Annotated in this window: 16 protein-coding genes; 2 read left to right on the top strand and 14 right to left on the bottom strand. The window is 70.8% G+C overall.

The annotated features are described in order from the left end of the window. Nucleotides 1-281: 281 nt before the first annotated feature. From guaA to BIU90_RS06620, 7 genes are all read right to left on the bottom strand, one after another. Nucleotides 282-1,865 (bottom strand): glutamine-hydrolyzing GMP synthase, encoded by a 1,584-nt coding sequence (guaA, locus tag BIU90_RS06590; RefSeq protein ID WP_071299445.1) that lies wholly within the window; start codon nt 1,863-1,865, stop codon nt 282-284. Continuing rightward, nucleotides 1,862-2,308, bottom strand: a complete 447-nt coding sequence (locus tag BIU90_RS06595) for a DUF3817 domain-containing protein (protein ID WP_071299446.1) — start codon at nt 2,306-2,308, stop codon at nt 1,862-1,864. Before BIU90_RS06595 ends, guaA begins: the two co-directional genes overlap by 4 nt. A gap of 9 nt (nt 2,309-2,317) precedes the next feature. Then, entirely contained in the window at nt 2,318-3,106 is a 789-nt protein-coding gene (locus tag BIU90_RS06600; RefSeq protein ID WP_071299447.1) for an SURF1 family cytochrome oxidase biogenesis protein, read from the bottom strand. Nucleotides 3,107-3,111: 5 nt separating this feature from the next. Further along, the gene (locus BIU90_RS06605) at nt 3,112-4,527 is read right to left on the bottom strand and encodes a cation:proton antiporter (RefSeq protein WP_071299448.1); all 1,416 of its coding nucleotides are present in this window, start codon (nt 4,525-4,527) and stop codon (nt 3,112-3,114) included. A gap of 4 nt (nt 4,528-4,531) precedes the next feature. Continuing rightward, nucleotides 4,532-5,065, bottom strand: a complete 534-nt coding sequence (locus BIU90_RS06610) for a cation:proton antiporter regulatory subunit (RefSeq protein WP_071299449.1) — start codon at nt 5,063-5,065, stop codon at nt 4,532-4,534. A gap of 125 nt (nt 5,066-5,190) precedes the next feature. Continuing rightward, nucleotides 5,191-5,814, bottom strand: coding sequence for a response regulator transcription factor (locus BIU90_RS06615; protein WP_071299450.1), 624 nt, complete (start codon nt 5,812-5,814; stop codon nt 5,191-5,193). Next, nucleotides 5,814-6,983, bottom strand: coding sequence for a sensor histidine kinase (locus BIU90_RS06620; RefSeq protein ID WP_071299451.1), 1,170 nt, complete (start codon nt 6,981-6,983; stop codon nt 5,814-5,816). Before BIU90_RS06620 ends, BIU90_RS06615 begins: the two co-directional genes overlap by 1 nt. Before the next feature lie 149 nt (nt 6,984-7,132). Here BIU90_RS06620 and BIU90_RS06625 point away from each other — a divergent pair, with 149 nt between their 5' ends. Both BIU90_RS06625 and BIU90_RS06630 read left to right on the top strand, forming a co-directional pair. Further along, nucleotides 7,133-8,224, top strand: coding sequence for an ABC transporter permease (locus BIU90_RS06625; protein ID WP_071299452.1), 1,092 nt, complete (start codon nt 7,133-7,135; stop codon nt 8,222-8,224). Beyond that, nucleotides 8,221-8,922 carry an ABC transporter ATP-binding protein gene (locus BIU90_RS06630; protein ID WP_071299453.1) on the top strand — a complete coding sequence of 234 codons (702 nt, stop codon included), beginning with the start codon at nt 8,221-8,223 and terminating at the stop codon, nt 8,920-8,922. Before BIU90_RS06625 ends, BIU90_RS06630 begins: the two co-directional genes overlap by 4 nt. A gap of 41 nt (nt 8,923-8,963) precedes the next feature. Here BIU90_RS06630 and BIU90_RS06635 read toward each other — a convergent pair whose 3' ends face one another. From BIU90_RS06635 to BIU90_RS06660, 7 genes are all read right to left on the bottom strand, one after another. Next, nucleotides 8,964-10,835 (bottom strand): glycerol-3-phosphate dehydrogenase/oxidase, encoded by a 1,872-nt coding sequence (locus BIU90_RS06635; RefSeq protein WP_071299454.1) that lies wholly within the window; start codon nt 10,833-10,835, stop codon nt 8,964-8,966. A gap of 63 nt (nt 10,836-10,898) precedes the next feature. Further along, a complete protein-coding gene (locus tag BIU90_RS06640; protein ID WP_071299455.1) occupies nt 10,899-12,020 on the bottom strand; it encodes a GuaB3 family IMP dehydrogenase-related protein in 1,122 nt (373 codons plus the stop codon). A 95-nt stretch (nt 12,021-12,115) separates the two neighbouring features. Continuing rightward, nucleotides 12,116-12,295 (bottom strand): hypothetical protein, encoded by a 180-nt coding sequence (locus BIU90_RS18215; protein ID WP_139195144.1) that lies wholly within the window; start codon nt 12,293-12,295, stop codon nt 12,116-12,118. Between the two features lie 163 nt (nt 12,296-12,458). Then, nucleotides 12,459-13,184 carry an ABC transporter ATP-binding protein gene (locus BIU90_RS06645; RefSeq protein WP_071299764.1) on the bottom strand — a complete coding sequence of 242 codons (726 nt, stop codon included), beginning with the start codon at nt 13,182-13,184 and terminating at the stop codon, nt 12,459-12,461. Between the two features lie 77 nt (nt 13,185-13,261). Beyond that, nucleotides 13,262-14,230, bottom strand: a complete 969-nt coding sequence (locus BIU90_RS06650) for an ABC transporter ATP-binding protein (protein ID WP_071299456.1) — start codon at nt 14,228-14,230, stop codon at nt 13,262-13,264. Next, on the bottom strand, nt 14,223-15,209 hold the full coding sequence (locus BIU90_RS06655; RefSeq protein ID WP_071299457.1) for a branched-chain amino acid ABC transporter permease: 987 nt from the start codon (nt 15,207-15,209) through the stop codon (nt 14,223-14,225). The genes BIU90_RS06650 and BIU90_RS06655 overlap by 8 nt, the downstream gene beginning before the upstream one ends. A gap of 13 nt (nt 15,210-15,222) precedes the next feature. After that, nucleotides 15,223-16,662, bottom strand: coding sequence for a branched-chain amino acid ABC transporter permease (locus BIU90_RS06660; protein WP_368086271.1), 1,440 nt, complete (start codon nt 16,660-16,662; stop codon nt 15,223-15,225). Between the last annotated feature and the right edge of the window lie 77 nt (nt 16,663-16,739).

A 16,739-nucleotide genomic window follows, 5' to 3' on the forward strand; every position in this document is an offset into this window, starting at 1 on the left:
CGATCGCCGGGGCCCTTCGTCGTTCGCGGTATGCGGTAGCGCTGGTCGCAGCCCGCACCCCACAGCCCGCAGCCAGAAGCCCGCAGCCCGCAGCCCGCAGCCCGCAGCCCGCGAGGTTCCACAACTCGCCGCTCGTGTCCGCCGAGGTGTCACGAACACCCGGTGCGTCGCCTCGAGATGCCGGAATTCTGGAACCTCGGGGGGCCCGACGAACGACGAAGCGCCCCACGAACGACGAAGGGCCCGACGCCTGCGCGCCGAGCCCCGTCACCGCGGGAGGATCACTCCCACTCGATGGTCCCCGGCGGCTTCGACGTGACGTCGAGCACGACGCGGTTCACGTCGCGGACCTCGTTGGTGATGCGGTTGGAGATCTTGGCGAGCACGTCGTACGGCAGGCGCGTCCAGTCGGCCGTCATCGCGTCCTCGGAGGACACCGGGCGCAGGACGATCGGGTGACCGTAGGTCCGGCCGTCCCCCTGGACGCCGACGGAACGGACGTCGGCGAGCAGGACGACCGGGCACTGCCAGATCTCGTCGTCCAGACCGGCGGCGGTCAGTTCCTCGCGGGCGATCGCGTCTGCAGCGCGGAGGATCTCCAGCCGCTCCTTGTCGACGGAACCCACGATGCGGATGCCCAGGCCCGGACCGGGGAACGGCTGGCGGCCCACGATGACCTCGGGCAGCCCGAGCTCGCGGCCGACGGCGCGGACCTCGTCCTTGAACAGGGTGCGCAGCGGCTCGACGAGCTTGAACGTCATGTCCTCGGGCAGACCGCCGACGTTGTGGTGCGACTTGATGTTCGCGGTGCCCGATCCACCGCCGGACTCGACGACGTCGGGGTAGAGCGTCCCCTGCACGAGGAACTCGACCTGACCGTCGTCGGACGGGTCGGCGCGCGCCTCGAGCACGAGGGCCTCGGCGGCGGCCTCGAACGTCCGGATGAACTCGCGCCCGATGATCTTGCGCTTCTGTTCCGGGTCGCTGACGCCGGCCAGGGCGTCGAGGAACTGCTGCTCGGCGTCGACGGTGACCAGACGGACACCGGTCGAGGCCACGTAGTCCTCTTCCACCTGCTTGCGCTCGTCGGCGCGCAGCAGCCCGTGGTCGACGAACACGCACGTCAGCTGGTCACCGACGGCCTTGTGCACGAGCGCGGCGGCGACGGCCGAGTCCACCCCGCCCGACAGCCCGGCGATGACCCGCGCGGAACCGACCTGCTCGCGGATGCGGGCGACCTGCTCCTCGATCACGTTGTTCGAGTTCCAGTCGCCCGGCAGCCCGGCGGCCCGGTGCAGGAAGTTCTCGAGCACCGCCTGCCCGAACGCCGAGTGCTTGACCTCGGGGTGCCACTGCACGCCGTAGAGCTTGCGCTCGTCCGAGGCGAAGGCCGCGACCGGCGTGGAGGGGCTGGACGCCAGGACGGCGAACCCCTCGGGTGCCGCGGACACGGAGTCGCCGTGCGACATCCACGTGGTCTGCGACGCGGGCTGTCCGCCCAGCAGGACACTGTCGGTGCCCGTCACGTCGACGGCGGTCGCGCCGTACTCGCGCAGGCCGGTGTTCGCCACCGTGCCGCCGAGGGCCGATGCCATCGCCTGGAAGCCGTAGCAGATGCCGAGCACGGGGACGCCAAGCTCGAGGATCTCGCCGTCGAGCGCCGGGGCGCCTTCCTCGTACACGGACGACGGACCGCCGGACAGCACGATCGCGGCCGGGTCCTTCGCCCGGATCTCGGCGGCACTCATCGAGTGCGGGACGATCTCGCTGTAGACGTTGGCCTCACGCACACGTCGCGCGATGAGCTGCGCGTACTGGGCTCCGAAGTCGACGACGAGGACGGGACGCTGGTCGGTCTCGCTCACCGAGCGCTCTCTTTCTCCCGCGCCTGCTGCGCGGTCAGCTCGTGGTAGGTGGTCATGGCGGCCTTCTGCATGCGGTGCTCGACCACGAAGGACATGAACGGGATGATGCCGCCGAGGGCGATGAGCAGGAACCGCGACGGGCGCCAGCGCATGATGCTCCACAGGCGGAAGTCCATGAAGAGGTAGACGACGTACAGCCAGCCGTGGGCGATGAGGATCGCGATCGACAGGTTGAACGTGCCGGGGGCTTCACCGGCGGTGCCGTTGGGGACGAAGAACGGCCCGTTGCCGAGCTGCATCTCCCGCTGGAGCGGCGTGTACTTGATGATCACCTCGACCACCAGGGCGAGCAGCAGCACGCCCGTGATGTACGCGGAGATGCGGTACAGCCGCACCGCCCCCGGGATCTTGGGGATGTCGCGGGTACGGACGGTCAGGGCCATACGGCAATCCTACCGTCGGTCGGCGACGGCCTCGGCTGGCTGTGGATCCGTGGAGCGAGCCTGTTCGCGCTCGTCCTCCTCACGCTCCCAGGTGTCCTTCACGAAGCGCCACCAGAGGAACACGGCGAACCCGGCGAAGACGACCCACTCGATCGCGTAGAACAGGTTGAGCCAGTCGAACTGGACCTCGCGCGTGGGCGCCCGGTCGGCGATGGTGCCGAGGTCGGCCTGCGCTGCGGTGGTGCCGTCGGCGACGACGTAGCCGCCGTACATCCGGTCGTCGAACGCCTTCCAGGTGTTGACGAACCGAGCGGGCGCGACGGCCGAGTACGCGGACTGCTGGAACGCGTCCTGGTCCGGGGACTCGGACGGGTAGTAGCGGCCCTCGACCGTGATCGACGCGTCGTCCGTCAGGCGGTCGCCACCGGCGATGGCGGCCGAGCGCTGGTCGGACCAGCCGATGACGACCGGGAGGCTCGCCCCGGTGGTCGTGTCGACCATGTGTCCGACGGTCTGGTAGCGACCACCCCCGCTGCGGCCGGTCAGCACGGTGGTGTCACCGGCGACGAAGCGCCCGGTGACCGTGACCTTCTGCCCGGCGAGGCTGTCGCCCACGCCCCGTTCCGGCTTCGAGACGTCGGAGAGCACGTGCCGCGTCTCGGTGGTGGCGGGCTGCGGCTTGCCGTTCTCGATGCTGCGTTCCAGCTGCCACTTGCCCAGGGCGGCGAACACCGCAGCGAGGACCAGCGCCAGCACCAGCAGCGCGATCCACCTCGGTCGACGTGCGACGGCCCACATGCGTGTCAGTACTCCGGATCGCGTGCTCGGACCGGGCGTTCGGGACGCTCGGCGGGGATCTCCACGGACGACGTGCCCGTGCTCACCGTCTCCGGCTCGGGCTCGGGCGTCGTCTCCGGTGCACCATTCTCGCGCTCGTCCCTGCCAGCCGCCTCCACGAGGGCGATCTCCTCGGCGAACCGACGGTCGCGCTCGGCCTTGCGCGCAGCGGCTGCCTCGGCGGCGGCACGCTCGCGGCCGCGGAGCTTGCGCACCCGCGCTGGGCGGAGCACGAGGCGGCCGATCCGGTCCGAGTTCGTGGCCAGGATCGGCCCCAGCACGGCCATGATCAGGACGTACAGACCCGCGAACGCGGTGATCCGTTCCTCGAGCCCGGCGGCGGCCGACAGCGTCGCGAGGATCAGCGCGAACTCGCCCCGGTTCACCAGGATGACGGCGGTGTTGATGCCCTGCTGCGCGGAGAACCCGTTCATGCGGGCGACGAGCTGGCCGGCGACGGCGTTCAGCACGACGGTCATGCCGATCGCGCCGAGGACCGGCCAGAACACCTCGCCGAAGGTCGACACGTCGAGCCCGAGCCCGAAGTTGACGAAGAAGAACGCCGCGAAGACGTCGCGCATCGGCAGGGCGAGCTGCTCGATGCGGTCGCGGTAGCGGGTGGCACCGCAGAGCAGCCCGATCACGAAGGCACCGATGGCGTCGGTCACGCCGAGCAGGTCGCCGATGCCGCCGAACATCACCGCGAGCCCGAAGAACAGCACGGTGAAGAGCTCGTCGTCGCGCGTGGCGAAGATCCGCGAGACCTGCTTGCCACCCCAGCGGGCCAGGCTGAACATGACGATCAGGAAGCCGAACGCGAGCGCGAGCTTGCCGATCACGCCCCAGATGTTCGTGTCGCCGGACAGCACGACCGACACGATCGCCAGGTAGATCGCGATGAAGACGTCCTCGATCACCGTGACGCCGAGGATCATCGGGGTCTCGTCGTTCGCCAGACGCCGCAGCTCGATGAGGAGCTTCGTGACGATCGCGCTCGACGACGTCGCCGTCATGCCCGCGATCACCAGGGCTTCGCGGGTGCCCCACCCGAGCGAGAAGCCGAACGCGAAGCCGACGGCCATGTTGATCGCGACGTACGTGCCGCCGGAGACCAGGAGCTTGCCGGCGTTGCCGTAGAACTCTTCCTGGTCGAACTCGAGCCCGAGGTTGAACAGCAGCAGGATCAGCCCGAAGGTCGCGATCAGCTCGATGGTGTGCGACTCGACGCTCAGGCCGATCCACGGGGTGTGCGGGCTCGCGATGAGCCCGACCACCATGTAGATCGGGATGGCCGGCAGCCCGATGAGCTTGCCGAGCCGGCCGAGGACGTAGGCGATGAGGAACAGGCCGCCGATGGTCAGCAGCTCACCACCCAGGTGCATGCCCCTAGCTCCGGGGCGGCGCCTCGGCCGCGGAAGCCGCCGCGAGCGCACCGCTGCGGTAGAACGAGAACGCCTTCGCGACCTTCTCGGGAGCGCCGGCGACCACGATGGTGTCGCCCGGGAAGACGACGAAGTCCGCCGAGGGTGCCGGGTTGGCGCTGTCGCCACGCACGACGGCGACCACGGTCAGGCCGATGAAGCCCGAGTCGTGCAGGTCGCCGAGCGGCTTGCCGGCGATGGCGTCGTCGTAGTCCACGGAGAACCAGTCGATCGACAGCCCGGGGATCTCGTCCAGCTTGTCGAGGCCCTCGGTGATGCGGGTGCCGCCGAGCAGTTCGGCGAGGGTGTGGGCTTCGTCGTCGCTCAGGCGCAGCGAGACCTTCTCGGACTTGTCGGCACCGTCGGAGACGTCGGCGAAGGAGATGAGGTCGGAGTGACCCGACCGGTGCGTGATGACCCCGCACTTGCCACCGTCGTCGGTGTAGAAGCTGTGCAGCACGCCGACTCCGGGGAGTTTGACGCGATGAACGTCGACCATGATGGCTCCCTTTCCCAGGACACCCATGCTAACCACCGGGACCCGCCACCCATTCCCCCTGTGGAGAACGAGCACTGTGGAGAACGAGCACGGTGGAGAACCCGACGCACGGGTCCGGGCAGCCGTCACCGCAGGACGCCGAGGCCCCGGGCGGCGGACACCGCGGCCGTCCGCGACGAGACCCCCAGCTTCGAGAACACGTGCACCAGGTGCGACTTCACCGTGGCGTCGGTGATGTGCAGCGTCCGGGCGACCTGCCCGTTCGAGGCACCGTCGGCGACGAGCCGCAACACCTCGATCTCGCGCGCGGACAGGTTCACCTGCGGCGAGCGCATCCGCTCGAGCAGCCGTGCGGCGATGGCCGGTGCGAGCGCGCTCTGCCCGGCGGCTGCGGCGCGCACCGCGGCGATGAGCTCCGCGGGCGGGGCGTCCTTCAGCAGGTACCCACTCGCGCCGGCCTCCACCGCACCGAGGATGTCGCCGTCGGTGTCGTAGTTCGTCAGCACCAGGACGTACGGCGCGGGTTCGAGCGCGCGGATCCGCCGCGTGGCGTCCGCACCCGTGGTGTCCTGGCCGAACTGCAGGTCCATCAGCACGAGCTCGGGGTCGCACGACGCCGCGAGCTCCACCGCACGGTCGGGATCACCCGCCTCGCCGACGACCTCGATGCCCTCGGCAGCCTCGAGCAGCGCGCGCAGGCCGGCCCGGACGACGGGGTGGTCGTCGGCGATCACGATGCGGACGACCATCAGCGCTCCAGGACCACGCGCAGGACGGTGCCGCGCCCGGGGCTGGCGTCGATGTCGAGCGTCCCGCCGAACTGCGCCACCCGCTCGGCGATGGCCCGCAGGCCGAACGAGTCCGACGTCCCCGATCGGTCCTGGACGGCCTGCGGGTCGAACCCGACGCCGTCGTCCGTGACGCTCAGGCGGACGAGGTCCTGGCCGACCGAGAGCTCGAGCCGGGCCCGGTGTGCGTGCGCGTGCTGCTCGACGTTCGCCAACGCGCCCTGGGCGATGCGGAGCACGGCGGTCTGCAACTGCATCGGCAGGTCGTCCGCCCCGGTGACGTCGACCTCGACCGCCAGGTCCCCGTCTGGGCGGCGGGTGCCCGCGAGTCGTCGGAGTGCCGCCCCGATGCCCTGGTCGAGCGAGGGCGGACTCAGCTCGCGGATGAAGCGGCGGGTGTCCGCCAGTCCCTCGGCCGCGGTCTGGCGCGCGAGCCGGACGTGCTCGATCCCCGGTCGGTCCGCGTCGACGGCCTCGGCCGCGTGCAGGAGCATCTGGATGCTCGACAGGCCCTGCGCGACGGTGTCGTGGATCTCGCGTGCGAGTCGAGCGCGTTCGGCGAGCGCCCCCTGCTCGTGCTGGGTCGCCGCGAGTTCGCGCTGGGTGGCGAGGAGCTCGGCGAGGATCGCTTCGCGTTCGGCGGCGTTCCGGCTCAGGGTCCGGGAGCCCAGACCGATGAGCAGGGCGACGCCGGCCCCGACCAGCGGTCCGACGACCCCGCCGACCGTGAAGCCGCTGTGGACCCCGAGTGCGACGACCGCGACGAGTGCTGCGAGGACGACGGCGGCGGGGCCGGTCCAGCGGGGCAGCACGTGCAGGTAGAGGAAGAAGAGCGGGAACGCCAGGTAGGCCGCGTCCGGCACGAGCACCATGAGCAGGACCCACAGCACGGAGAGCGCCGACACCCACAGCGTGGTCGTCCTCCGGCGACGTGCGACGTCGACCCCGGCGACCCGACCGCCGAGCAGGTACACGACCGCGAAGAGGACCACGACGACCAGGGCCACCCACACCGACGGCGACCGGACGACGAGCACGCGCACGACGACGACCGCCAGCAGCACCGCGACGAGGGCGTGCAGGCCGCGGCGCAGGCCGGCGAAGACGTGCCGGGGATTCGTGTGGGGCATCTCCCTCCCAGGGTAGGCACCGACCGGCCGGGCCGGATCAACCGAAAGTCGGAGCGCAGGACCGACCGCGGTGGCGATGGCGCGCGAGACGCCGACGGCGAGGGTGGTGGACGTGCCGCGGAGGGTCCTCGGCACCGGAAGGGAACACCGTGTTCGTCGCCTGGCGCGACCTCCGACATGCCCGAGGACGCTTCGTGCTCATCGGTGCCGTCGTGGCGCTCATCACCCTGCTCGTCGGGTTCCTGGCCGGGCTCACCGGCGGGCTCGCGTCGCAGGACGTCTCCGCCGTCCTCGGCCTGTCCGGCGACCGCGTCGTGCTGCAGCAGCCGGCCTCCGGGTCACCGTCCTACGCGCAGTCCACGATCGGACGGGAGGCCGTGGCCGGTTGGCAGGACGCGGCGGGGGTCGACGAGGTGGTCCCGGTGGGCATCGTGCAGGGTCGCGCCACCGTCGGTGCCGCGGGCACCCGCGGGTCGGACGACGCCGTCGGCGTCGCGCTCTTCGGTCTCGAGGGCGTCCGGTCGACCGTCGGGGCGCTCGCCCCGCGGAACAACGACGAGGTCGGGCTGTCCGCCGGTGCCGCCCACGACCTCGGCGCGGTCGTCGGCGACACGGTGACGATCACCGGCACGGCCTACCGCGTCGCCGTCATCGGCGGCGACGCCTGGTACAGCCACACGCCCGTCGTGGCGATGACGGCCGAGGCGTGGGCCGCGGCGGACCGACGCCTCGGCGGATCGGGCGAGCCGAGCCTCCTGGCCGTCTCCGGCACGCCGGACTGGGACGCCGTCGCCGAGCGGACGGACACCGCGGCGAGCACGCCGCTCGGCAGCCTCGGCGCCCTCGAGACCTTCCGGTCCGAGGTCGGGTCGCTCGGTCTGATGATCGTGATGCTCTTCGGGGTGTCCGCGCTCGTGGTCGGGGCGTTCTTCACCGTGTGGACGATGCAGCGCTCGGCCGACGTCGCCGTCCTCAAGGCCCTGGGCGCCAGCACGCGGTCCCTGGTCCGCGACGCACTGGGGCAGGCCCTCGTCGTCCTCGCGGTCGGGATCGGCGTCGGCACGGCGGCCGTCGTCGTCCTCGGCGCCCTGGCCGGCGGGACGCTGCCGTTCCTCCTCAGCCCCCTCACCACGCTCGTCCCCGCGGTCGCGATGGTGGTGCTCGGACTCGGCGGCGCGGCCGTCGCGCTCCGCACCGTCACCGCCGCCGACCCCCTCACCGCCCTCGGGAGCAACCGATGATCACCTTCGACGACGTCACCCTCACCTTCCCCGACGGCGCCGGACGCGTCACCGCGGTCGACCGCGTCTCGCTGTCTGCACCGCGCGGCGTCGTGACCGGCATCACCGGCCCGTCCGGGTCGGGCAAGTCCTCGCTGCTCGCAGTCGCCGCGACGCTGATCCGGCCGGACTCCGGCTCGGTCCGGATCGACGACGTCGATGCCTCGGGCCTGTCGCGCGACGCCGCGACGACGCTCCGTCGCGAGCGCATCGGGATCGTGTTCCAGCAGTCGAACCTGCTGCTGTCGCTGACCGCCCGCGAGCAGCTGCTCGTGATGGGCGAACTCGGTGGGTCGGACCGCGCCGGGCGCCGTCGGATCGCCGCCCGGGCCGACGAGCTCCTGGCAGCGGTCGGGCTCGACGGCCAGGCGGGCAAGCGTCCCGCGCAGCTGTCGGGTGGGCAGCGGCAGCGGGTGGCGATCGCACGGGCCCTGGTGCACGAACCGAGTGTGCTGCTCGTGGACGAACCCACGAGCGCGCTCGACCAGGAGCGCGGGGCCGAGGTGATGGCGCTCCTCGCACGCCTGACGCACGAGCGCTCCACCGCGACGATGCTCGTCACCCACGACCTGGTGCACCGGGCGACGCTCGACGCCGTCGTGACCATCGTGGACGGCGCGGTGGTCGAGGCGACCACCCGCCAGCCGCAGCCGGCGTGACGGCGCCGCGCCGAGCCTCCTGGACGTGACGGCGGCGGGACCTACTCCGGTTCCGTCGTCTTCTCGCCGACCACCTGCTCGTCGCTCGCCTTCGCGCCCTCGGCGCCGTCGCTCCGGCCACCGCCGACGACCACGTCGTCCTCCTCGAAGCCGAAGGCGATGTCCGGCGCCTCGAGTCGGACCCGGTCGGCCGACGCGTCGTCGGGCTCGAGCTGCGACGCACGCTCGGCGGCGACGCGCTTGAGGTAGTTGGCGACCTCGGCCTCGGTGGTCTCCTGGTCCCAGCCGAGCACGTCGGCCATCAGCTTCGCGGCGACGGGGGCTGCGGACTCGCCGCGGTCCCAGGCCTCGATCGAGATGCGGGTGCGGCGGGCGAGCACGTCCTCCAGGTGGAGGGCACCCTCGTGCGAGGCGGCGTAGACGACCTCGGCCCCGATGTAGTCGTCGGCCCCGGGGAGCGCCTCGGCGAGGGCCGGGTCCGCCTTCACCAGGTCGAGCACCTCGGTCGCGAGGGTGCCGTAGCGGTTCAGCAGGTGTTCGATCCGCACCTTGTGCACGCCGAACGTCTTCGCCGTGCGGCCGCGCCGGTTCCACGCCGCCGGGTAGCCCTCGGCACCGAGCAGCGGGATGTCCTCGGTCGTCGACGCGGGGATCCGGCCGTCCATGGCGGCCACCGCCTCGTCGATCGCGTCCTTGCCCATCACCCGGTAGGTGGTCCACTTGCCGCCGGCGACGACGACGAGACCCGGGGCGGTGTGCGTGACGACGTGCTCGCGGCTGAGCTTCGACGTGACGTCGGACTCCCCCGCCAGCAGTGGGCGCAGGCCGGCGTAGACGCCCTCGACGTCCTCGCGTGTGAGCGGGACCCGCAGCACCTTGTTGACGTGCTCGAGGATGTAGTCGATGTCGGCGGCCGTCGCAGCGGGGTGGGCCTTGTCGAGGTACCAGTCGGTGTCGGTGGTCCCGACCAGCCAGTGCCGACCCCACGGGATGACGAACAGGACGCTCTTCTCGGTCCGCAGGATCATGCCCATGTTCGACTGGAAGCGGTCGCGGGGCACGACCAGGTGCACGCCCTTGGACGCCCGCACCTTGAACTGTCCGCGGGTGCCGACCATCGCCTGGGTGTCGTCGGTCCACACCCCGGTCGCGTTGACGACCTGCTTGGCGCGGATGTCGAAGCGCTCGCCGGTCTGGATGTCGTGGGCGTGCGCGCCGACGACGCGCTCGCCGACCTTGATGAACCCCTCGATGCGGACCCGGGACGCGGCGTGGGCGCCGTACGAGGCCGCGGTGCGGACCAGCGATGCGACGTAGCGCGCGTCGTCGACCTGCGCGTCGTAGTAGGTCATGCCGCCGACGAACGCGTCCTTCTTCAGCGCGGGCATCGACTTGAGCACCTGCGTGCGGCTGAGGTGCCGGTGGTGCGGGACGCCGGGGGGACGGCCGCCGGACCAGCTGAAGGCGTCGTACATCGCCATGCCGATCCCGATGTAGAAGCGCTCCCACACGCGGTGGTTGAGCGGGTACAGGAAGCGGACGGGCTTGACCAGGTGCGGGGCGATCCGCTGCAGGAGGAGCCCGCGTTCGATCAGCGCCTCGCGCACCAGGGCGAAGTTGAGCTGCTCGAGGTACCGGATGCCGCCATGCACGAGCTTGGACGACCGGCTCGAGGTCCCCGAGCCCCAGTCGCGCGCCTCGACGATGCCGACGCTCAAGCCCCGGGTGACGGCGTCGAGGGCACTGCCGCCGCCGACGATCCCGCCGCCGACGACCAGGACGTCGAGCTCCTTCGTCTTCAACGCCTCGATCGCGTCGGCGCGTTCATCCGGTCCGAGCTTCGCCCGGGGGTCGAACCCCGCCGTGCCGAACGCACCGCTGGGTGTCTGCTTGCCCGAGACCGTCGTTGCCATCTTCGCCTCCGCTGCCGTTGCGAGCGGCACCGAAGCGTCACCCGCGCCGTGCGGGTGCCACCGTCACTGCTGGTGGTACGGCGCCACGACCACTTCTACTCGCTGGAACTCCTTGGCGTCGGAGTACCCCGTCGTCGCCATCGACCGGCGCAGGGCACCGACGATGTTCGCGCGGCCGTCCCACGTCGGGGTCGGACCGTTCAGCACGTTCTCGAGCGGCGCGATCGTGCCGACCTCGACACGACGGCCGCGGGGCAGCTCCGGGTGGTGCGCCTCGGCACCCCAGTGGAAGCCGCCGCCGGGCGCTTCCGTTGCGCGAGCGAGCACCGTGCCGAGCATGACGGCGTCGGCGCCCATCGCGATCGCCTTGACGACGTCGCCGGCAGTGTCGAGGCCGCCGTCCGCGATGACGTGCACGTACCGGCCGCCGGACTCGTCCATGTAGTCACGACGGGCACCGGCGATGTCGGCCACCGCGGTCGCCATGGGCGCGTGGATGCCGAGCGCGGCCCGGGTCGTGGACGCGGCGCCACCGCCGAAGCCGACGAGCACGCCGGCCGCACCGGTGCGCATGAGGTGCAGCGCTGCGGTGTAGGTCGAGGCACCGCCGACGATGACGGGGACGTCGAGCTCGTAGATGAACTTCTTGAGGTTGAGGGGCTCGGTGTTCTGCGACACGTGCTCCGCCGACACCGTGGTGCCGCGGATGACGAACAGGTCCACGCCGGCGTCGACGACGGTCTGCGAGAACTCCTGCGTGCGCTGCGGGCTGAGCGACCCGGCGACGGGGACGCCCGCGGCACGGATCTCGGCCAGGCGTGCGGTGATCAGCTCGGCCTTGACCGGCTCGGCGTAGATCTCCTGCATGCGCTTGGTGACGTTGCCGTCGGTGAGCGTCTTGATCTCGTCGTAGAAGGGGGTCGGGTCCTCGTACCGGGTCCACAGCCCCTCGAGGTCGAGCACGCCGAGGATGCCCAGGCGCCCCATCTGGATCACCGTCGCGGGCGAGGACACCGAGTCCATCGGCGCCGCGAGGATCGGGGCCTCGAACGTGAAGGCGTCGATCGACCACTGGACGTTGACGTCCTGCGGGTCGCGGGTGCGCCGCGAGGGAACCACCGCGATGTCGTCGAACGCGTACGCCCGACGTCCGCGCTTGCCTGCACCGATCTCGACTTCACTCACCCGGCAAGCCTACCGGGCGGGGTGCGCGGGTGACACGGCGTGGGCGGGGGGGGCCGCGGGGCGCGTGGCGGTGCGGCGCCGGGCGGCGCCGCGGCTCAGCGCCGACGCCGGCGCTGCCGGAGCATCCGCAGCGTCAGACCGAGGCCGAGCGCCAACACGACGAGCACGACCAGCAGGGCGGCTGCGACCTTCACGAGCAGGGCCGCCCCGATGAAGAGGACGGCGAACACGACCCACACCAGCACGTCCATGGCGAGCGCCGCGATCCTGTCCACGTCGAGAACGGTACTCGCGTGGCGGAGCCGCACCGGGCCTCCCGTCCGGGTGCAGGGCGGACCGGGCATGCAGGAGCGGGGCCGTGCGGCGCGACAGCGACTGCGCACGACCCCGCTCGATGCCGGTCCCGCCCCCACAGCGGCACCGGCGGGTCGACCCCCCCTACTTGGCGGCGTCGACGTCCTTGGCGAGCGTCCCGAGGTAGAGCTCGATGACCTTGGGGTCGTCGGCGAGCTCGCGCCCGGTGCCCGAGTACGCGTTCCGCCCCTGGTCCAGCACGTACCCACGGTCGCAGATCTGCAGGCACCGGCGGGCGTTCTGCTCGACCATGATGATCGACACGCCCGCCTTGTTGATGCGCCGGGTGCGGATGAAGGTCTCGTCCTGCCGCACCGGCGACAGCCCGGCGCTCGGCTCGTCGAGCAGCAGCACCTTCGGGTCCATCATCAGCGCGCGGGCCATCGCCACCGACTGCCGCTCACCACCCGAGAGCGACCCGGCCCGCTGGCCCCGCCGCTGCGCGAGCACCGGGAACAGGTCGTAGATCACCTCGAGCCGTTCGGCGAACTTCGACGGCCGCAGGTACAGCCCCATCTGCAGGTTCTCCTCGATGGAGAGCGAGGGGAAGACGTTGTTCGTCTGCGGGACGAAGCCGACGCCCGCCTGCACGAGCTTGTTCGCCTTCATGTTCGTGATGTCCTCGCCCTGCAGCGTGACCGAGCCTTCACGGACCGAGACCAGCCCGAACAGCGCCTTGAGGAGCGTCGACTTGCCCGCACCGTTCGGTCCGATGATGCCGATGAGCTCGCCCGGGTAGCACTCGAGGTCACAGCCGTTGAGGATGTTCACGCCGGGCAGGTATCCGGCGACGAGCCCGCTGGCCCGCATCACCGGTTCGACGGTGGCCGTCGCCCCACCGGTCGGACTGGAGGCTCGGCCCGCGTCCACGGGTCCGCTCGCGTCGGTCATCGGGTCGCCTTCCCGTCGTCGGCGGACTCCGCCGTGTCTGTGTGCGTGCTCGGTCCGTCGGTCGTCTGGTCTTCCTCGGCGACCTGCTCCGCGAGTTCCTCGTACGTCTCCTCGGTGAGGAGCGCGTCGTCACCGAGGTCGGTGTCGTGGTGCGCCCCGAGGTAGGCGTCGATGACGGCCTGGTCGTCCATCACCGTGCTGGCCGGGCCCTCGGCGACGACGCGACCCTCGGCCATCACGACCACCCAGTCCGAGATGTGCCGGACCATGTGCATGTCGTGCTCGACGAACAGCACCGTCATGCCGTCGTCGCGGAGGGACTGGATGTGCCCGAGCAGCGACTGCGTCAACGCCGGGTTCACGCCGGCCATCGGCTCGTCGAGCATGATCATCGTCGGGTCGGACATCAGCGCCCGGGCCATCTCGAGCAGCTTCCGCTGGCCGCCCGACAACGATCCGGCGTAGTCGTCCTTCTTCTCGAGGAGCTTGAAGCGCGCAAGCAGGTCCTCGGCCTTCGCGGTGATCTCCCGCTCGCGCTTGGACCACAGCGGCTTGACCAGCGCGGCGAAGAAGTTCTCGCCCGGCTGGTCCTTGGCGCCGAGCAGCATGTTCTGCATCACCGTCAGGCGGGAGAGCGCCTTGGTGAGCTGGAACGTGCGGACCATGCCGGCCCGGGCGACCTTGGCCGCGCCGGTGTTGCCCAGCGTGGCCCCGTCGAAGACCCACGTGGCGTCCTTGCCGCTGGACGGCTTGTCGAAGCCGGTCAGCAGGTTGAAGAACGTGGTCTTGCCGGCACCGTTCGGCCCGATGAGCGCCGTGATCGAGCCGCGCTGGACCTCGAGGTGGTCGACGTCGACCGCGGTCATGCCGCCGAACCTGCGGGTGATGTTGTCGACGGTGAGGATCGCGTCGGGCTTCGCGGCGCCCGGGGTGTGCGAGACCGTGCCGGTGGATGCGTCAGACACTGAAGGTCAGCTCCTTCTTGTTCCCCAGGAGTCCCTGTGGGCGGAAGACGATGAGCAGCATGAGCGCGACGCCGACGAGCACGTAGGAGAACTGCTCCGCCTGCTGCGAGTTCATGATCGAGTTGGGGATGAAGTCGCCGGCCAGGGTACGGATGCCGAGCCGGACGACGAAGAACAGCACGGCACCGAGCACCGGGCCGAACACCGTCGCGGCACCACCGAGGATGAGCGCCGTCCAGATGAAGAACGTCATCGAGCGGCCCATCGCGTCCGGCTGCACCGAACTCGGCAGGACGTAGATGATGCCGGCCAGGGCACCGAGCGCCCCACCGAACACGAGCGCCTGCATCTTGTACGAGTAGACGCTCTTGCCGAGGGACCGGACGGCGTCCTCGTCCTCGCGGATGGCCTTCACGACACGGCCCCAGGGGCTGCGCATGAGCAGGAACAGGACGAGGGTGAAGAGCGCGACCAGACCCCAGCCGACGATGCGGATCCACCAGCCGTTGACCCCGTTGTTGGAGTACGTGAACCAGAGGATCGTCGTGGTGCCGTCGGGCAGGAAGCTCAGCGCGTTGAACGGGTCGCGGTAGCTCGAGCCGGTGATGCCGTTCGAGCCACCGGTCGTCGAGGTCAGCAGACTCGACCGACCGACCATCCGGATGATCTCCGCCCCGGAGATCGTCACGATGGCCAGGTAGTCGCCGCGGAGCCGCAGCGTCGGGATGCCGAGGATGATCGCGAACACGATCGCGACGAGCAGGGCGACGAGGACGGCCATCCCGAAGGGCAGCCCGTTGGTGATCGAGATCGCGAAGCCGTAGGCACCGAGCAGCAGGAACGCCGCCTGGCCCATGTTCACCAGGCCGGTGAGGCCGAAGTGCACGTTGAGCCCGATCGCGGCGAGCGCGAACGCGGCCGTCGTGGGCGCGAGTGCCTCTTGTGTGAGGGCACTGAGGAGGTTGACGAGGTAGTCCATGGCGAACGCTCCCTTAGCCGATCCGCTCGGCACGGCCGAAGATGCCCTGCGGCCGGAACAGCAGGATGAGGATGAGGATGACGAGGGCCGTGGCGTACTTGAAGTCGCCCGGCAGCACGAGGTTGGTGAGCTCCACGACGACGCCGATGATCATCGACCCGACGAGGGCGCCGTACGCGGTCCCGAGGCCGCCCAGGGTGACGGCGGCGAACATGAGCAGCAGCAGCTGGAGACCGGTCTGCCAGTTCACGCCGTTCAGCACGAGCCCGAGCATCACGCCCGAGAGCCCGGCGAGACCGGCGGCGAGCGTCCACACGAAGCGGATGACCCGGTCGACGTCGATGCCCGAGGCCGATGCGAGTGCCGGGTTGTCCGACACCGCGCGGGTGGCACGGCCGAAGCGGGTCTTGGCGAGGAACAGGCCGGTCGCGATGAGCACGGCGAGTGCGATGCCCATCGCGACGTAGGACTGCACCGTCAGCGTGACCCCGGCGAACGTCACCGTCTGCGGGTTCCCCTGCTGGATGCGCACGGTCGAGGCGCCGAAGAAGTACTGGAAGGCGTACTGCGCGGCGATCGACAGACCGATCGTCACGATCATCAGCTGCGTCAGGCTGATGCGCCGACGCCGCAGCGGCTTCCAGATGACCATGTCCTGGAAGTACCCGCTCGCCGCACAGAGCACCACGACGATGACGCCCGCCAGCCAGATGTTGAGGCCGAGCTGGTTCGCGAACAGGTAGGCCAGGAGCCCGCCGAGCGTGACCTGCTCACCGTGGGAGAAGCTCGACAGCCCGGTCGTGCCGTAGATCAGCGACAGCCCGATCGACGCGAGCGCGATGAGCAGCCCGAGCCGGATGCCGGACACGAACTGCTGCCAGGCACGGGCCGCCGTGACGCTCGAGGTCGCCTCGGAGGTGGTCGCGCCCTCTTGGTCGGAGAGCTGGAAGATCTGCCCGGCGTTGGCGTTGAGGTTCGCCTGCACCGTGCGCTCGGCGTCGGCCGCGTTGGTCAGGAACTGCCCCTTCGGCAGCGACTGCTGGTCGACGGTGACGCTGTACTGCCCGGCGGCCGGCACGCTCACGGACCAGCGGCCGGCGTCCGTGGTGGTCGACGTGGCGGAGAAGCCGGCCGGACCGGTGACGTCGACGTCGACGCCCACGGCGGGCTTGCGCTCCGAGTCGAGGATCGTGCCCTGGATGCACCCGTTCGTCGGGCTGACGGTGCAGGGCTGGGTGCTGGACGGTGCGGAACCGGTGCCGGTCGAGGCTGACGCCGACGCCGAGGGCGTCGCACCCGCGCCGATCGCCGGCGCACTGACCGCCCAGTCGATGAGGAAGGTCGCCAGGAACGCCGTGACGAGCACGACGACGAGCACCAGTCGGCGACGGCCTGGCGCCCCGGGGCGGAACCGGCGCAGCAGCGCCGGCCCCGCAGGAGTGATGGATCCCACGGAAGAGCCTCTCGTTCGGATGTGCAGGAACCTAGGGCGGATTTGTGTCGCAGGTGTTTCCGAAACGTTCCCTGTGT

The sequence above is a fragment of the Curtobacterium sp. MCBA15_001 genome, from assembly GCF_001864835.1.
GTDB lineage: Bacteria > Actinomycetota > Actinomycetes > Actinomycetales > Microbacteriaceae > Curtobacterium.

Excerpts from the sequence above, each read along its gene's own strand:
- BIU90_RS06620 (WP_071299451.1), bottom strand. The coding sequence starts at position 6,983 with ATGCCCCACACGAATCCCCGGCACGTCTTCGCCGGCCTGCGCCGCGGC.
- BIU90_RS06610 (WP_071299449.1), bottom strand. The coding sequence starts at position 5,065 with ATGGTCGACGTTCATCGCGTCAAACTCCCCGGAGTCGGCGTGCTGCAC.
- BIU90_RS06605 (WP_071299448.1), bottom strand. The coding sequence starts at position 4,527 with ATGCACCTGGGTGGTGAGCTGCTGACCATCGGCGGCCTGTTCCTCATC.
- BIU90_RS06655 (WP_071299457.1), bottom strand. The coding sequence starts at position 15,209 with ATGGACTACCTCGTCAACCTCCTCAGTGCCCTCACACAAGAGGCACTC.
- BIU90_RS06595 (WP_071299446.1), bottom strand. The coding sequence starts at position 2,308 with ATGGCCCTGACCGTCCGTACCCGCGACATCCCCAAGATCCCGGGGGCG.
- BIU90_RS06615 (WP_071299450.1), bottom strand. The coding sequence starts at position 5,814 with ATGGTCGTCCGCATCGTGATCGCCGACGACCACCCCGTCGTCCGGGCC.
- BIU90_RS06600 (WP_071299447.1), bottom strand. The coding sequence starts at position 3,106 with ATGTGGGCCGTCGCACGTCGACCGAGGTGGATCGCGCTGCTGGTGCTG.
- BIU90_RS06630 (WP_071299453.1), top strand. The coding sequence starts at position 8,221 with ATGATCACCTTCGACGACGTCACCCTCACCTTCCCCGACGGCGCCGGA.
- BIU90_RS06645 (WP_071299764.1), bottom strand. The coding sequence starts at position 13,184 with ATGCGGGCCAGCGGGCTCGTCGCCGGATACCTGCCCGGCGTGAACATC.
- BIU90_RS06635 (WP_071299454.1), bottom strand. The coding sequence starts at position 10,835 with ATGGCAACGACGGTCTCGGGCAAGCAGACACCCAGCGGTGCGTTCGGC.